Origin of the sequence: Klebsiella sp. P1954, assembly GCF_018199955.1 — a bacterium.
In the GTDB taxonomy this organism is placed as follows: Bacteria; Pseudomonadota; Gammaproteobacteria; order Enterobacterales; family Enterobacteriaceae; genus Klebsiella; species Klebsiella pneumoniae.
Window position 1 is genome coordinate 4,735,286 of the sequence record NZ_CP073373.1, and the last position, 17,058, is coordinate 4,752,343.

Below are 17,058 nucleotides of genomic sequence, written 5' to 3' on the forward strand. Positions count from 1 at the left end.
ATAAAATATGCACTTAAAAATCAACGGGTTAAATAATCAGGGGTCATTGCTGTGGCAAACGCAAACAAACTCACGCTCTTCATCGTCGTTTTTATGCTGATGGGGATCCTCTCCGGCGCGGCTATCCATGCCTACGCGACGCCAACCACCGTTTCCGCCTGGGCGGACAATATTACGCTGCTTACCGATCTGTTTCTGCGGTTGATCAAAATGCTCATCGCGCCGTTGGTCTTCAGCACCCTGACGGTCGGCATTATGCGCCTCGGCGAGACGGCGACCATCGGCCGGGTAGGCGGCAAGGCGATGGTCTGGTTCATCACCTCCTCGGTATTATCCATTCTCGTCGGGCTGGTGATCGTCACCTTCCAGCACCCGGGCGCCGGGTTAAACCTGGCGGTGCCGAAAGAGGCGGTGGATACCGGCCTGGCGGTCAGCGGCATGAGCCTGAAAGGGTTCCTGTCGCACACTATCCCCACCAGCATCACCGAGGCGATGGCCAACAACGAGATCCTGCAGATCGTGGTGTTCTCGATGTTCTTCGGCATCGCCGGCGCGTCGCTGGGGGAGAAGTTTAATGCTCCGCTGGTGGCGGCCCTTAACGTGGTGTCGCACATTATGCTGAAGGTGACGGGCTATGTGATGTACGTTGCGCCGCTGGCCATCTTCGCCGCCATCTCGTCGGTGATTGCCTCCCAGGGGCTGGGGATCCTGCTCAACTATGCTTCGTTCATCGGCGGCTACTACCTGGCGGTGCTGTTGACCAGCGCGGTGCTGATTGCCGTCGGCTATATGGTGCTGAAAAAAGAGGTTTTCCGCCTGCTGAACATGCTGAAAGATCCGGTGCTGGTGGCCTTTACCACCAGCAGCTCGGAAGCGGCCTATCCGAAGACCCTCGAGCGACTGGTGAAGTTTGGCTGCTCGCGCAATATCGTCTCGTTCGTCCTGCCGATTGGCTACTCGTTCAACCTCGTTGGCTCGATGGTCTACTGCTCCTTCGCCGCGATGTTTATCGCCCAGGCCTATAACGTGCCGCTGAGCTTTAGCGAGATTACGGTCATGATGCTGACCCTGATGCTGGCCTCGAAAGGTATCGCCGGGGTGCCGCGTTCTGCGCTGGTGGTGCTGGCGGCGACGATCCCCAGCTTCAATATACCGGTCGCCGGGATCCTGCTGCTGATGGGTATCGACCATTTCCTCGACATGGGGCGCTCCGCCATCAACGTGCTGGGTAATGGCATCGCCACCGCGATGCTGTCGAAAAATGAAGGGTTGCTGACCGACGAGGAAGCGCAGCCGGACTGGGAAGTGGAGAAAGCGGAAGCCTGATCCTGCCGCGCCCTTTCACTGAGGGCGCTATTCCACAAGGAAAAAAGGACCCCTGACAGGCACGTCAGGGGCAATGTGACGAAGTATCAGTTTTCCTCGTGTAGCGTGTTTTTTATTATATAAAGACGGGCGGTAATGTCTTTATACCGAGGAAGCGTCAGAGTTTAACGTTATGTCCGCCAGCGCTGGATATTTTTTAGCATCCTGCGACTATTTTCGGATTTCCGACAATATAGCCAGGTCAATATCTTATTTTTTTGTGCTGCTCTTTGCCTACCAGCGCTCTCGTAAAAGATTCATAAACTGGAAAAATTCATGATTATTATTCAGGCTGTATTTTTCCATGATCTTATTCTTATGATAGGCGGCGGTGCGGGGACTCACACGCTGCAGGGCGGCGATTTTACTTATATCCAGCCCTTCGAGAATACCGTGCACTACGGCGGTCTGCGATCGCGATAACACGCGATGCGGACAGCTGGCGCAGCTGAGTTCCCGGCCTGCGGCGTCGGTAGCCGTGGGGGTCATACAATGCTGAAGCTCGCTTTTAATGATCGTCAGCAATTGCGGAATACTGGCCGTTTTTAGCGAAACAAAAATGACCCCTTTCAGGCAGTTAATCATGAACTCATCTTCCGGCAGCTGGTCATAGCTATGGAGGATAATCAACGAACTTCCTCTTTTTCTGTTCTTAATCAGGGTATTACACAGGTATATTTCCCCGGGGATCACTTCGCAGATAATGATATCTTCAGCTGACAGATCGGTGTTACGCCAGGAAAAACGCGCCCGCAGATCGCCCCGGGTGAGGTCATTGACCATGGCCACCAGCGATTCACGGACAAAGGCGTTGCGGGTGTTGATGGTGACATTAATGTTTCTCATGGCGTTATTTCCTTACGCAAAACATAACGCCATGCTGTGACAAATCCTCCGGGCGTATGCGGTGTGTTGAAGATATAAAAGTACCTACAATAATTTTTTATTATTTTAAAGTGAATTATTTACGACGCATCGAACGCTTATCGTTAAAAGTAAATTTCTGCCGCCTCCTGTCTTTCAGATAGGAAATAAAACTGTATACAGAGATGCTGAAGAAAAAAATGCATAGCAATAAAACTAACCACGTTTGCATGGCCATCGTTTTTACCCTGATTGTGTTGCATGGTGTCAGAATTTGCCGCGAACGGCTAATACGTTTTGTTATATGCTTTTCTGTCCCGTGAAAATCTTACGCCATCATCCTGATGTGCTAGCACTATAAGAAAGTTCTTAAGGTCATCGTCAGTCTCATTCCTCTCATTTCTCTCAGAAAATGAGAAAAATTAACACTTACGAGTTTTTTATATCCCGCGCGGCCGCCGACGCGCCCCGTCGTTCAGGAAATAAAGGCCAGTCCCTTACCAAAGATTGCGCGAACGGGCAGGTGGATCCCCTGCTGGCGTGCCTTGTGACGCAGGCGGCTAACCACCACGTCGATCCGGTGCAGGTCAGGCTCGCTTTCATGGGAAAACAGGCAGGCATGGAGATCCAGTTTGCTGCACACTTCGTTGCGATTGCGCATCAGGAGCTCCACCAGGCGATATTCCTGCTGGGTTAACTCCAGCGTCCGGGCGTCGGGTGAAATCAGTTTATCCTCGTGCAGACGCCAGCTGCCGGGGGAGACGGCCGGCGGCGTGCCGATCGCCTCCGCAGTCGGAGCCGCCGGACGGTCCTGGCGCAGGCGCGCGCCGAGGGCGGTGAGGGTCTCGGCAAGATGGGCGAAGTTTACCGGTTTGATCAGATAGGCATCGGCTCCAAGGCTCAGCGCCTGCAGTTTATCCTGCTGCTGGCCGCGGGCGCTGACCACCACCAGACCGTAGTGCCCCAGCTCATGCAGATAGTTCAGTACGCTGAAGCCATCCTCGCCGGGCAGGCCGATATCAACCAGCACGATATCCACCGGATGGCTGTGCAGTTGCCGCCAGAAGGCTTCGGCGCTGCGCGTCCCCCACACCTCGAAGCCGCGATAGCCCAGCCAGGCCAGCAGTTCATCCAGCAGATCGGCGTTATCTTCAATTATCGCCAGCCGTAAAGCCATACGTCGTTCTCCTCTTAAGCAACCGTGGGGAGGGTGAGAATAAAGGTGCAGCCGTCCGGGCCATGCTCGGCCAGCCACAGTTTGCCATCATGAGCCTGCACTATCTGACGCGCAACATACAGTCCGAGACCGGTGCCGCCTGGCACCGGCGATGTGTGCTCGCCGCGGCGGTAGCGCTCAAAGATCAGTTCCGCCTGTCCGGCGGGGAGTCCCGGGCCGTGGTCGCGAATGCGTAGCTCCGTTTGCCCGGCATCGGAATGAATATCGATGGCGATTTCACCGGGGGGCGAATACTTGACGGCGTTATCCAGCAGATTAGCGATGGCGATGCACAGCAGGCCGGCATCGGCCTGCAGCTGCGGGCTTTCCACCGCGCCGTGCTGGCGGATGTTCAGGTAGTGATCATGGGAGATGGCCACCACCGAGGCGGCCATGTTGATCACCGTCAGCAGGGCGGTCTGCTGGCGCTCGACGTGCAGATCGTGGGAGGCGAGCCGGGCGTCGGCAAGGCAGTTATCGGTGAGCTGCACCAGGCGGGTGGCGGCGCGGCCGATGCGATCGAAGCGCGCCTCCTGGCTGGTCGAGGCCGCCGAGAGGCGAAGATTCTCCAGCGCCGCCTGGATCACCGCCAGCGGGGTGCGGAATTCGTGCGCCACCATGCCCATAAACTGCCGCTGGTGGAAGCTGGCTTCACGCTCAATCTGCAGTTCGCGCGCCAGGCGCTGCTTCTGCTCCAGCTGGCGGTTTTCAGCACGCACCCGCAGGATGGCAATGATCAGCACCGTAATGATGTGGACGATCAGCGCGTACTGCCAGAGGGAATAGATCGCCATATGGAACGGGATAATCCCATGGATCGACAACTGCACCAGCACCGCGGCGACGACATAGAACGGCGGCAGCAGACCCAGCAGCAGGGTGGTACGGTCGATAGCTTTTTTGCGCCACAGCCACCAGGAGGTGAACAGCAGCACCGGGGTGATAATGATGAATACTACCCCTTCAATCTGCATCGCGAAGCCGTAAAACCCGAGCGGAATACTGACCTGCAGCACCAGGTTGAGCACCACCGCGGCGATCAGTAGCTGATGAAGCCGCGGCATATTCTTCTTCAAATCAAAAATCTCGCTGTGCAGCCAGAGGGCGGTAGCATAGCTGAACAGGGAGAGGCTGCTGATCATGAAGTCCTGGAACGGCAGCGCCGCGTGGCCGAAAAACCACTCCGGGAAGCCGTGCAGGGCGGCCACCAGCGGATAATTGAGCGAGAAAAGACAGATGCCCCACAGCAGACGCCGGCGCAGGGCCAGCGCCAGCCACAGCGCCACGCCGCTGGCGACGGCGGCCAGGCCGAAATAGAAGCTCCAGAACGCGGTGTCGGCGGTCGCCCGCTGTACAAATTCCTGCGGCGAAGAGAGCGAGGCCAGCAGGATCAGAGTGCTGGTGCTCTGCAGGCGAAAGACCACCTCATAGCCGGCGGCGGTCAGCGGCGGGGGGAGGATCAGCACGCTTTCGCGGTAGTGCAGGTCGCTCTCGCGGGCGCCGTCGCGGTCGCCAAAGGTGCGCTGTGCCCAGGGGGCATCGCTGCCCAGAGGCCGGTAGTAAATGGTCAGATGGTCGACAAAAGAGGGGCCCAGCTGCAGCCAGCGCGGCTCCCCGGCAAACCACGTTCCCGGCAGTTCGCTGCGCAGCCACCAGGTTTTTCGCGAATAACCAAAGGAGGGGATCTGCCGGGTGGTGGCGAGCTGGTCTGTGGGCAGGGCGGCAAAGCGATCGAGGGTCATCTGGCCGCTGTCGTCGGCGTACCACTGGACCGGAATATCAATCCCCACCTGGCGCGTCGCCGCCTGCGCCTGCGGGGCGACCAGCAGCAAGAGTAATCCACAGCTGAGCAGCCAGCCTGCCAGGAGCCGCGGCCGGCAACGCCGGACCGCCGCGAAGATCGCAGACACCCTTTTCAATCACGCCCCCTTGCGGCATGCAAAGATTACTGACCGCAGACGTCTGGCTACGGTATGGATAATACGCCCCCGGAAGCGGGCGAGAGTGGACAGGCCTGTCCGGACGAACAGGCCATTTTGCGTGGGAGACCAGGAATATTCCAGCGTAATCTGCAGCGTCAGGATCAGGACAGACCTGCTGCGCGGCAGCGCCGGACGAGGGCTAGCGGAAAACCACCTGCGCCCAGCGGGCCAGCCCGGTGGTCACCGAGCCAAAATCATCGCCGCCGGCCAGCGGAATACCCGGCAGCTGAGCGGCCAGCGCCTTTTTGATCAGCGGCGAACGGGCGCTGCCGCCGGTAAGATAGATCACGTCCGGGGTGGTCTGGCTGCTGTCGAGCGCGAGCCGCACCTGTTCCATAATGCGGGTCAGGGGCTGATCCAGCGCGGCTTCCAGACCCTGCTGGGCGATGGCGGTGGCCAGCTCGTCCTGAATAAACGGCAGCGCGGTTTCGACGCTGGCGGCGCTGGAGAGGGCGATTTTGCTCTCTTCGGCGCTGCGCACCAGACGATAGCTGAGACGCTGGCGCCAGACCTTCAGCAGCAGAGCCACCTTGTCGGCATCCCGGGCGCTGCGCAGCAGATCGTTCAGCAGGCGGCCGTTGGCAGTGCTGTAGAAATCGCTCTGCGCCGGCACGTCGTTGATCGCCACCGCGTTCCACCACGGGAGGATCGGCAGCGCGGTGCCTTTTTCCGTTTCGCCGCCCATGCCGAGGAGGGGCATCAGGCATTTGAAGGCCAGGGCAATGTCGAGATCGTTACCGCCGATGCGGCAGCCGCTGTGGCCGAGCAGGCTCTGCTGGCGGTCGGCGCGCTCCCGCCACTGCGGGCCCATCAGCAGCAGGGAGCAGTCGGTGGTCCCGCCGCCGATATCGACGACCAGCACCCGCTTTTCTTCACTGAGGGTCGCTTCGAAATCGAGCCCGGCGGCCACCGGTTCAAACTGAAAGACCACATCGCGGAAACCGGCGCGGAGGGCAGCCCGCTCAAGGATACCCTGCGCCTGGGCGTTCGCCTCATCGCCGCCGAGGCCCTGGAAGTTAATCGGCCGGCCAATCACCGCCTGGTCGATCAGCTCGGGCAGCTGGCTTTCGGCCTGCAACTTAATATGCAGCATCATGGCGCAGACCAGGTCTTCAAACAGGGCCACCTGCTGCGGCTTCAGCCCGCTGGCGCCGAGGAAGGATTTGGGCGATTTAACGAAGTAGACCTCTTGCGGATCTTCAACATACTGCTGCAGGGAGGCGAGACCGAACTGCACGCTGTTGCGCAGCACCTCGATGTCTTCGTCGCGGTTGGCGGCGATGGCCCGACGCAGCAGCGCCTGGTTTTCGTCGCTGTGGGTGGGGACGTCATGATGGCGATAGAGCCACTCGCTGACCGCTTCGCGCGTCGGCGCGCAGAGCATGGAGGGCAGCAGGGCGCTGCCGTTTTCCAGCGTTAACAGTTGGGGGGTGTTTTCCCGCATCACGGCCACCGAACAGTTGGCGGTGCCGTAGTCAAAACCAATAAACATCGTCTGCAAAATCCCCATGCCGGTGAAGAAGGGGGGCGACTTTAGCGGATCGTCGCCATGCCGACAACCGGAATTTAAAAGCAAGGCGCTTATGGTCAAGGGCGACTATCATTGAAACGCTATATAAAGGAGAGCTTATGGTGCTGTTACCCTGGACCCCGCCCTATGACTGGGCGTGGATGGTTGGTTTTCTGCAGGCGCGCGCGGTTGCCGGCGTCGAGCGTTTTCACGATGGGGGCTACAGCCGCAGCTTTGGCGTGGAAGACCACCGCGGGCTGATTCATCTGGCGCCGGACGAAGAGGCGCAGGGCCTGCGGGTGACCCTTTCCCCCGGGCTGCAGCCGGTGGCGGAGATCTGCTATGCGCGAATTGGCCAGCTGTTTGATTTAGCCTGCGACCCGCGGCAGGTCGCTCGCACGCTGGGCGATCTGGCGCAGGCGCGGCCGGGGCTGCGCCTGCCGGGGGCGCTGGATGCCTTCGAGCAGGCGGTGCGCGCGGTGCTGGGCCAGCTGGTGAGCGTGGCGATGGCCGCCCGGCTCACCGCCAAAGTGGCGGCTGGCTGGGGCGAACCGCTGGCGGAGGCGCCTGGATATGTCTTGTTCCCGACGCCAGAGGCCCTGTCCCGGGCCGATCCGCAGGCGCTGAAGGCGCTGGGGATGCCGCTGCGACGCGCGGAGGCGCTGATCCACCTCGCCCGGGCGGCGCTCAGCGGCGAGCTGCCCCTGACGGCGCCGGCGGATATTGACGCCGGGCTGCGTCAACTGCAGACCCTGCCCGGGATTGGCCGCTGGACGGCAAACTACTTTGCCCTGCGCGGCTGGCAGGCGAAAGATGTCTTTTTGCCGGATGATTACCTGATTAAACAGCGCTTTCCGGGAATGACCCCGGCCGCCATCGCCCGCTATGCCCGCCGCTGGCAGCCGATGCGATCCTACGCACTGTTGCATATCTGGTACACCGATGACTGGGCGCCGGCGGCGGAATAGCCGCCCGGGGCGCATACCACTGGTATCGGGACGCTGAAATCCCTATAATTGCCGCGTTTGGCGGTCCGCCGCCACCCTCCATCTCTATCCAGGTTAATCAGGTCGCAAAAATTTATGACTGATATGTCCCATCAGTGCGTCATTGTAGGCATCGCCGGCGCATCGGCTTCTGGCAAAAGTCTTATCGCCAGTACTCTCTATCGCGAATTGCGTGAACAAGTTGGCGACGAACATATTGGCGTCATTCCGGAAGACAGCTATTACAAAGATCAAAGCCATCTGTCGATGGAAGAGCGCGTCAAAACCAACTATGACCACCCGAGCTCAATGGACCACAGTCTGTTGTTCCAGCATTTGCAGATGCTGAAAAGCGGCCAGCCGATTGAACTGCCGGTCTATAGCTACGTCGAGCATACCCGCACGCCGAACACCATTCACGTCGAGCCGAAGAAGGTGATTATCCTTGAAGGGATCCTGCTGCTGACCGATGCGCGCCTGCGTAACGAGCTCAACTTCTCTATTTTCGTCGACACCCCTCTCGATATTTGCCTGATGCGCCGTATTAAGCGCGACGTTAACGAGCGCGGCCGCTCCATGGACTCGGTGATGGCCCAGTATCAGAAAACCGTGCGTCCGATGTTCCTGCAGTTTATTGAACCGTCGAAGCAGTATGCCGACATCATCGTGCCGCGCGGCGGCAAAAACCGCATCGCTATTGATATTCTGAAGGCCAAAATCAGTCAGTTCTTTGAATAACCTGGCCGAATTGTGTAACGTGCAAAGAGTAGCCCTGTTGCCCTCTCCGCCGCGAAGCGTGCGGGAAGCAGCCTTATAAGGAGAAAGCCCATGCGTCTGTGTGACCGAGATATCGAAGCCTGGTTGGATGAAGGGCGACTCGCCATCAATCCGCGTCCGCCCGTTGAGCGTATTAATGGCGCGACGGTTGATGTACGGCTGGGTAATAAATTTCGCACCTTCCGTGGCCACACGGCGCCGTTTATCGATTTAAGCGGCCCGAAGGCCGAGGTCAGCGCCGCGCTGGACCGCGTGATGAGCGAAGAGATCGTCCTGCCGGAAGGGGAGGCCTTTTTCCTGCATCCGGGCGAACTGGCGCTGGCGGTGACCTACGAGTCTGTCACCCTGCCTGCCGACCTGGTAGGCTGGCTGGACGGACGCTCCTCGCTGGCGCGCCTGGGGCTGATGGTGCACGTTACCGCGCACCGTATCGATCCAGGCTGGTCCGGCTGCATCGTGCTTGAGTTCTACAACTCCGGCAAGCTGCCGCTGGCGCTGCGCCCGGGGATGCCCATCGGCGCGCTGAGCTTTGAACCGTTATCGGGCCCGGCGGCCCGGCCGTATAACCGCCGTGAAGACGCCAAATATCGCGACCAGCAGGGCGCGGTGGCGAGCCGAATCGACAAGGATTGATAACGTCAACGGGGTGTTGCTGAGGGTGCCATGAGACGAATACTGACAACGCTGATGATCCTGCTGGCGGTCATTGTCGCCGGGCTTACCTCGTTGGTATTGCTGGTCAATCCCAACGATTTTCGCGCCTATATGGTGCATGAGGTGGCAGAGCGCAGCGGTTATCAGCTTGACCTTGATGGCCCGCTGCGCTGGCACGTCTGGCCGCAGCTCAGCATTCTCAGCGGACGGATGACGCTGACCGCCCGAGGCGCCGAAGAGCCGGTGATCCGCGCCGACAATATGCGCCTCGACGTGGCGCTGCTGCCGCTGCTCTCGCATCAGCTGCAGGTTAAGCAGGTGATGCTCAAGGGCGCGGTGATCCAGCTGACCCCGAAAACCGAGGCGGTTCGCGACAGCTCAGCGCCGGTGGTGCCGCATGACAACACCCTGCCGCTGGCCCCGGAGGATCGCGGATGGTCCTACGATGTGCGTCAGCTGCAGGTGGCCGACAGCGTGCTCTTCTTCCAGCACGAGAACGGCGAGCAGGTGACCGTGCGCGATATCCGTCTGCAGATGGAGCAGGATGAGAATCACCGGGCCACCGTGGATTTCTCCGGCCGGGTGAACCGCGACCAGCGCGACCTGGCGCTGAACTTCTCCGCCACCGTGCAGGGCGGGGATTATCCGCACTCCTTAAAAGCCGACTTTACCCAGCTTAGCTGGCAGCTGCGCGGCGCCGAGCTCCCACCGGACGGCATTAATGGTCAGGGGAGTCTGCAGGCCAGCTGGCAGGAAGATGACAAGACCCTGCGTTTTGACAACCTGAATCTGATGGCTAACCGCAGCACCGTTACCGGCAGCGGCAGCGTGGTGCTGGGGGATCGCCCGGACTGGTCATTGGATTTGCACGCCACCACTCTCGATCTCGATAGTCTGCTGGCGCAAAGGTCGCCGGCGACGGACAGTAGCGCCAGTCAGCAGGGCCAGAGTCAGACGCGACCGCTGCGCCCGGTGATCGCCGACAGCGATGAGCGCGAAGATTACCAGAGCCTGCGCGGCTTCAACGGCCGAATGGCCCTGAGCGCCGACCAGCTGCAGTGGCGCGGTCTGAACTTCACCCAGGTGCAGAGCGAAATCAGCAACCAGCAGGGGCTGCTGACGGTCAGCAAAATGCAGGGCAATCTTGATGGCGGGCAGCTCTCTCTCCCTGGCACCCTGGATGCCCGCGGCGACACGCCGCTGGCGACGTTCCAGCCGGCGCTGCAGAATGTGGAGATCGGTTCGCTGATCAAAGCCTTTAACTATTCCTTAAACCTGACCGGCAAGCTGTCGCTGAGCGGCGAATTTTCCGGAACGCGCATTGACGCCGATGATTTCCGTCGCCACTGGCAGGGACAGGCTCAGCTCCAGATGGCCGATACCCGCACCGAAGGGCTGAACTTCCAGCAGCTGGTGCAGCAGGCCGTGGAGCGCAGCACCAACGTGCGGGCGCAGGAAAATTACGACAATGCCACCCGCCTGGATTCCGTGAGCAGCCGGCTGACGCTGGATAACGGGCTGGTGACGCTGAACCGCCTGCAGGGGCAGTCCGACGTGATGGCGATGACCGGCGAAGGACAGCTCGATCTGCAGAAAGAGAACTGCGATATGCGCTTCAACGTGCGCGTGCTCGGCGGCTGGAAAGGGGAGGGCAAGCTTATCGACCGCCTGAAACAGACCGCTATCCCGCTGCGCATCTACGGCGAGTGGCAGTCGCTGAGCTACAGTCTGCAGGTCGACCAGATCCTGCGCAAACAGCTGCAGGATGAAGCGAAGCAGCGCCTCAACGACTGGGTTGAGCGTAATAAAGGCAGCAAAGACGGCAACGATGCCAAAAAGCTGCTCGATAAGTTGTAATTCCTACCACCGCGGCCCGGAAGTTTCCGGGCTGTGTTTATCGTCAAAGCGTAATGTCACAATGACGCCGGGTGGCGGCTGCGCCTGACCCGGCCTGGATTATACGGTGGGTGTCATACCCCGATTAGTTCGCCATCCCGTAGGCCTGATAAGCGCAGCGCCATCAGGCAGTGTGGCGGCTACGCCTGACCCGGTCTGGATTATACGGTGGGTGTCATACCCCGATTAGTTCGCCATCCCGTAGGCCTGATAAGCGAAGCGCCATCAGGCAGTGTGGCGGCTACGCCTGACCCGGCCTGGATTATACGGTGGGTTTCATACCCCGATTAGTTCGCCATCCCGTAGGCCTGATAAGCGAAGCGCCATCAGGCAGTGTGGCAGCTAAGCCTGACCCGGCCTGGATTATACGGTGGGTGTCATACCCCGATTAGTTCGCCATCCCGTAGGCCTGGTAAGCGCAGCGCCATCAGGCAGTGTGGCAGCTACGCCTGACCCGGTCTGGATTATACGGTGGGTGTCATCCCCCGATTAGTTCGCCATCCCGTAGGCCTGATAAGCGAAGCGCCATCAGGCATTAAACAGGATACCTGGCTATCAATTTTACTACCCTGGATACCCCGAGCCGTTATTTATGCCTGAGAATTACACCTCATAATCCAGCTCATCCTGCTTTACCGGCGGGACGATCTGCACCTTCTGCACCCGATGGCTGTCGACCTGCAGCGTGCGCAGCGTATAACCGTCAATCTCAATGGTCTCCCCCACCTGCGGCACATGCTGCAAATACTCCATCAACAGACCGGCAACGGTGTGATACTCACGTTTATCATCCAGCGGCAGCGGAACGTACTGCACCAGGTCCTCCAGCGGCATATGGCCATTGACCGTCCATGAACCGTCCTGATGATGCTGAATATCGTGCCGGGCATCGATCTCCTCCACCTCATTGGGCAGATTGCCGGCGATGGTCTCCATCACGTCGCTGAGGGTCACAATCCCCTCGACGGAACCAAACTCATCGACCACAAAGGCAAAATGGGTGCGGGCCTGGCGGAACTGCTCGAGCGCCGAGAGGAGCGGCAGACCCTCCGGGAAGACCAGCGGTTGACGGACCAGCGCCTGCAGATCCAGCGGCTCCTGACGCAGGGACTGCTGGAGCAGGTCAATAACATGCACCACACCCAGCAGATCTTCATTATCCTTCCCGCCGGTGACCACCAGCCGGGTATGCTGATTTTTCTCCACCAGGCTGCGGATCTCTTCCTCCGGCGCGCTGAGGTTGATGCGCTCAATATCATGGCGCGACGTCATAATACTGCTGACGCTGCGCTGATTAAGGTTCAGCACCCGCTCAATCATCAGTCGTTCCTGCGGATTAAACAGTGGATGTTGATCCTGATCGGCGACCAGCGACGCCGTGTCAGCATCCAGTTCAGCTTTTTCTTTCTGCCCGCTCAGCAGATTCATCACCGCTTCGGTAGTGCGCTGACGCAGCGTCATATTGGCGGAGAGGAAGCGACGGCGGTTAAACTGCGCCAGCTGGTTAAGGGCTTCAATCATGACCGAGAAGCCAATGGCCGCATATAAATAGCCTTTCGGAATGATAAAGCTGAAGCCTTCAGCAATCAGGCTGAAGCCGATCATCAGCAGGAAGCTCAGACAGAGGATCACGATGGTCGGGTGGCTGTTAACGAAGCGCGTCAGCGCCTTGCTGGCCATCAGCATCAGGCTGATGGCGATAACCACGGCGGCCATCATCACCGCCAGGTGATCGACCATGCCGACGGCGGTGATCACCGAGTCGAGTGAGAAGATGGCGTCGAGCACCACGATCTGCGCCACGACGGCCCAGAATTTCGCCCCTTTGCGCTGGGTGGGGTTATCGCTGTCTTTCCCCTCCAGCCGCTCATTAAGCTCGACGGTCGCTTTAAACAGCAGAAACAGGCCGCCAAACAGCATAATTAAATCGCGGGCGCTAAAGCTGAAGTCGTGAAAAACAATCAGCGGTTTGGTCAGGGTGACCAGCCAGGAGATAGAGGCCAGCAGCAGAAGACGCATGACCATCGCCAGCATCAGGCCAGTGATCCGCGCGCGATCGCGCTGGGCGGGAGGGAGCTTCTCGGCGAGGATAGCGATAAAGACCAGGTTATCGATACCTAACACCAGTTCGATAACCACCAGCGTGACGAGACCTGCCCAGATTGACGGATCGGCAATCCATTCCATATGTATTAAAACCTGTACGACTGCGGTATGTGTTACCACGATCATGGATAAGATGAGTCTAAAATGCAATAACGACGCGGATATCGCCCTGCCGTGGATGGATATATTTCCAGTGGATTAAGCGAACCGATAAGAATTATGTTCCGGAAAAGAACAGTGAAAAAATAACACCATGGCGGCCACCATGGAATAAGCTTGCCGATATCAGAACTTTTTCCGCTGCGTTTCAGCGAGGGCGGCAAAAGGGCTTCCTCCCGCGGTTCGTCACGGTGAGCGCGGATGCGCAGAGCAGAAGCGAAGCGCGAAGCCCGCTCACAAAACCGGCAGAATTCATATTATGAAGTGAGTGCAGAATAGGGCGGATCGCAGTTCACCGCTGTGGATTCAGGCTAATATGTCGTCATATCCGGCTGTTTATGCTGAAATATATTGCCTGGCGAAATTTATTATCTATATCTATTCTTTCCAGGCATACGCGCGGCGCGGCGGGGCCGGCGGCCAACAGACCCCGATAGACGGGCCTCTCAGCCACATCCACATCGCGCGGCGCAAAGGAACGAGCCGCTGAATAACCTGAACGAAAATAAGATTATTCTCACTTCTGACTGTTGGTAAAAGGGAGTTGTGTGTATTCTTTTACGTGACAGTGAATTTAAGAATTTGGCGGGCAGATGCCCGGGCAGTATCCGTGTATTATCAGTTCCAATGGATTTGTGACATGTACAATTTTGCAAAACCGCGTGTTTTGCAACCAAACAGGTGAAGATGAATATGGCGAATTTGAAAGCGGTTATTCCGGTCGCAGGACTAGGCATGCATATGCTGCCGGCCACAAAGGCAATTCCAAAGGAGATGCTGCCGATCGTTGATAAGCCAATGATTCAGTACATCGTTGACGAAATCGTCGCCGCCGGGATCAAAGAGATTGTTCTGGTGACGCACTCATCGAAGAACGCGGTGGAAAACCACTTCGACACCTCCTACGAGCTGGAAGCCCTGCTGGAACAGCGCGTGAAGCGCCAGCTGCTGGCGGAAGTGCAGGCCATTTGCCCGCCGGGCGTGACCATCATGAACGTGCGTCAGGCGCAGCCGCTGGGCCTGGGCCACTCCATCCTCTGCGCCCGGCCGGTAGTCGGCGACAACCCGTTTGTGGTGGTCCTGCCGGATATCATCCTTGACGGCGGCACCGCTGACCCGCTGCGCTATAACCTCGCCGCTATGATCGCCCGCTTTAACGAGACCGGCCGCAGCCAGGTGCTGGCGAAACGCATGCCGGGCGATCTCTCCGAATACTCCGTCATCCAGACCAAAGAGCCGATGGTGGCTGAAGGCCAGGTGGCGCGTATCGTCGAGTTTATTGAAAAACCGGACGAGCCGCAGACTCTGGACTCCGATCTGATGGCGGTGGGGCGCTACGTTCTGTCGGCGGATATCTGGGCCGAACTGGAACGTACCGAGCCGGGCGCATGGGGCCGTATCCAGCTGACCGACGCCATTGCCGAACTGGCGAAGAAGCAGTCCGTCGACGCGATGCTGATGACCGGCGAAAGCTATGACTGCGGGAAGAAAATGGGCTACATGCAGGCCTTCGTTACCTACGGAATGCGTAACCTGAAAGAAGGCACCAAATTCCGCGAAAGCATTAAAAAAATGCTGGCCTGAGCGCCAGCGTAGTGCCGGGGGGCAGGGCGTGAACATTCGTCCTGCCGCTCATAACGTTATGCAGAAATTATTCATAACGTGAATGTTATAACGATTGTAAAGAAACGTATGGCTTCGGAGACTTCTGGTAGTTTGTCTCTGGCCTCTGTGGTGCAATGGTCGGAGTAGCGGCAATAATGCTTTATGAATAGTCACTTAGTACGACAATTCCTAAAGCGCAGGGAAAGCGGTCAACGACAGCCAAAAATAAAACTTGACTGCGATCATGTTTCCGCTTTAAACATCTCACTTGCATGCATAAAAATGTGAAATGAATTGGCATGCGAGCTGGTACAGACATTACGGATAATCCCTGAGCACGGCAGTGGACATCATCGAAGGATCACAGGTATATGAACTGGCAACTCATCTCATTTTTTGGCGATAGCACCGTTTTGCTGCCAAGCGCAGCGGCGCTGTTTATTGTCCTGATGCTGCGTAAAACGTCGCGTTTGCTGGCGTGGCAGTGGAGTTTGCTGTTCGGCATCACCGGCGCTATCGTCTGCGCCTCCAAACTGGCCTTTATGGGCTGGGGTCTGGGTATTCGCGAGCTGGATTACACCGGCTTCAGCGGCCACTCCGCGCTCTCCGCGGCCTTCTGGCCTATCTTTCTGTGGCTGCTCAGCGCTCGTTTTTCCGCGGGTTTGCAAAAAGCAGCCGTCGCCACCGGCTATATTCTGGCCGCCGTGGTGGGCTATTCGCGGCTGGTCATCCATGCGCATTCCGTCTCGGAAGTGATTGCCGGCCTGCTGCTGGGCGCTGCTGGCAGCGCTTTGTTCCTGGTGTTGCAAAAACGTACCTCTGATCCGGAAAGCGTGAATATCTCATGGGGCGGTGTCGCATGCCTGGTGATGGTTCCACTTATCCTGTTACATAGCGGTAGCAAAGCGCCGACTCAGTCCCTGCTGGGACAAATCGCCACCGCGGTGGGGCCGCTGGATAAACCCTTTACGCGTACCGATCTCCACAAGCAGGCCTGGTAATCGCCATTTGTTTTACAGGGGAAATTAAGTTTTCGCCGGTTAATTAGACAAATAAGAAAATATTCTACTATATATCCGGTAATTGATAATTCATATTTATGAAATAATGAAGTGCTACTACATTGTTATTGCATATTTGTCTGGATATAGCTTTGATCAGACGTTTCTTAAATGCGCTGAGACGTTACCTGAGGCACATTCAATGAATATCCAGACACAGGAAACTATTAGAAATTGTAGTTGACTATAACGCCATCATCTGATTTTTGCATGATGATGAGCTATGTAAAAAGACGTTTTTTTACAGTCAGTTAGCTGCATGTGTGATGCTGTAGCAGTACCGGGAAGATCTCTAACCCTGGAAATCAGTGAATAATCTTAATTGGTGACCCGCTTATTTTTTGTCAGTAGAACGACAGACGGCATTAATTGGCAGATATTCGGTAACAACACTCCCAATTGTGACCGAAATCCCGTAAACTTAACGCCGCCAAAAATAATGGCCTGACCAATTATTCATCCACAGGTCGATAAAAATTAAGTCGTTCAGATAGTCAGTGCGCTGGTAGCTGTTAAGCCAGGGGCGGTAGCGTCGCTGAAGCCGCTTGCTGTTGCACAGAGGTTCTCTTCAACGGCTGTAAATATCGACCCGGTCAGGATGATCATCATCAATAGATATCTATCAATTTTCTACGGATATCCTCAGAAGTTGGCCAGGAGCGGCTGCTGATATCGCCTGGACATTAACTTTCCTGTCTCATCCATAGCCTGTAGGGTAAAATTCGCCTACATTGTGAGCTGAGTGGATGTTATAAGGCTAACAAGCAGCTTAGGGTAAATGTACTTGCCTCGCCGGTGTTGCACAGCGAAGTCAGCTGGTGCCGCGAGCGCTTTCTATCTTGGTATTCCCCTCATTCTCATTGAGATACGACAGCGG

General features: G+C 57.7%; 13 protein-coding genes and 1 pseudogene. 7 read left to right on the forward strand and 7 right to left on the reverse strand.

Features of this window, described 5'->3' with window-relative positions:
* Nucleotides 1–51 precede the first annotated feature (51 nt).
* Nucleotides 52–1,326 (forward strand): dicarboxylate/amino acid:cation symporter, encoded by a 1,275-nt coding sequence (locus KB890_RS22780; protein ID WP_022631315.1) that lies wholly within the window; start codon nucleotides 52–54, stop codon nucleotides 1,324–1,326.
* A 273-nt stretch (nucleotides 1,327–1,599) separates the two neighbouring features.
* Here KB890_RS22780 and KB890_RS22785 read toward each other — a convergent pair whose 3' ends face one another.
* From KB890_RS22785 to yegD, 5 genes are all read right to left on the reverse strand, one after another.
* The gene (locus tag KB890_RS22785; protein ID WP_022631316.1) at nucleotides 1,600–2,211 is read right to left on the reverse strand and encodes a helix-turn-helix transcriptional regulator; all 612 of its coding nucleotides are present in this window, start codon (nucleotides 2,209–2,211) and stop codon (nucleotides 1,600–1,602) included.
* Nucleotides 2,212–2,326: 115 nt separating this feature from the next.
* On the reverse strand, nucleotides 2,327–2,467 hold the full coding sequence (locus tag KB890_RS27710) for a small membrane protein (protein ID WP_004146563.1): 141 nt from the start codon (nucleotides 2,465–2,467) through the stop codon (nucleotides 2,327–2,329).
* Nucleotides 2,468–2,704: 237 nt separating this feature from the next.
* Nucleotides 2,705–3,406 (reverse strand): response regulator transcription factor, encoded by a 702-nt coding sequence (locus tag KB890_RS22795; RefSeq protein ID WP_019705215.1) that lies wholly within the window; start codon nucleotides 3,404–3,406, stop codon nucleotides 2,705–2,707.
* Nucleotides 3,407–3,420: 14 nt separating this feature from the next.
* Nucleotides 3,421–5,277, reverse strand: coding sequence for a sensor histidine kinase (locus KB890_RS22800; RefSeq protein ID WP_031280879.1), 1,857 nt, complete (start codon nucleotides 5,275–5,277; stop codon nucleotides 3,421–3,423).
* A 289-nt stretch (nucleotides 5,278–5,566) separates the two neighbouring features.
* Nucleotides 5,567–6,919: a molecular chaperone gene (gene yegD, locus KB890_RS22805; RefSeq protein WP_022631318.1), complete on the reverse strand. Its 1,353-nt coding sequence runs from the start codon at nucleotides 6,917–6,919 to the stop codon at nucleotides 5,567–5,569.
* Between the two features lie 137 nt (nucleotides 6,920–7,056).
* Between yegD and alkA the strand changes: the two genes are divergently transcribed.
* From alkA to asmA, 4 genes are all read left to right on the forward strand, one after another.
* Nucleotides 7,057–7,905, forward strand: a complete 849-nt coding sequence (gene alkA, locus KB890_RS22810) for a DNA-3-methyladenine glycosylase 2 (protein WP_022631319.1) — start codon at nucleotides 7,057–7,059, stop codon at nucleotides 7,903–7,905.
* A 114-nt stretch (nucleotides 7,906–8,019) separates the two neighbouring features.
* Nucleotides 8,020–8,661, forward strand: a complete 642-nt coding sequence (udk, locus tag KB890_RS22815; RefSeq protein ID WP_002912442.1) for a uridine kinase — start codon at nucleotides 8,020–8,022, stop codon at nucleotides 8,659–8,661.
* Between the two features lie 90 nt (nucleotides 8,662–8,751).
* Entirely contained in the window at nucleotides 8,752–9,333 is a 582-nt protein-coding gene (gene dcd / locus KB890_RS22820) for a dCTP deaminase (RefSeq protein ID WP_004151145.1), read from the forward strand.
* Between the two features lie 30 nt (nucleotides 9,334–9,363).
* Complete coding sequence (asmA, locus tag KB890_RS22825; protein WP_004180531.1) at nucleotides 9,364–11,211, forward strand: outer membrane assembly protein AsmA; 1,848 nt, start codon at nucleotides 9,364–9,366, stop codon at nucleotides 11,209–11,211.
* 642 nt (nucleotides 11,212–11,853) lie between these two features.
* On the opposite strand, the gene KB890_RS22830 is transcribed toward asmA, so the two are convergent.
* On the reverse strand, nucleotides 11,854–13,437 hold the full coding sequence (locus tag KB890_RS22830; RefSeq protein WP_004151147.1) for a TerC family protein: 1,584 nt from the start codon (nucleotides 13,435–13,437) through the stop codon (nucleotides 11,854–11,856).
* A 765-nt stretch (nucleotides 13,438–14,202) separates the two neighbouring features.
* On the opposite strand from KB890_RS22830, the pseudogene galF reads away from it, so the two are divergent.
* A pseudogene (galF, locus tag KB890_RS22835) lies at nucleotides 14,203–15,131 on the forward strand (GalU regulator GalF).
* A 360-nt stretch (nucleotides 15,132–15,491) separates the two neighbouring features.
* Nucleotides 15,492–16,121, forward strand: coding sequence for a phosphatase PAP2 family protein (locus tag KB890_RS22840; RefSeq protein ID WP_020956624.1), 630 nt, complete (start codon nucleotides 15,492–15,494; stop codon nucleotides 16,119–16,121).
* A 546-nt stretch (nucleotides 16,122–16,667) separates the two neighbouring features.
* Here the strand turns inward: KB890_RS22840 and KB890_RS22845 are convergent.
* Nucleotides 16,668–16,790, reverse strand: coding sequence for a hypothetical protein (locus KB890_RS22845; protein WP_032444491.1), 123 nt, complete (start codon nucleotides 16,788–16,790; stop codon nucleotides 16,668–16,670).
* Nucleotides 16,791–17,058: the final 268 nt, after the last annotated feature.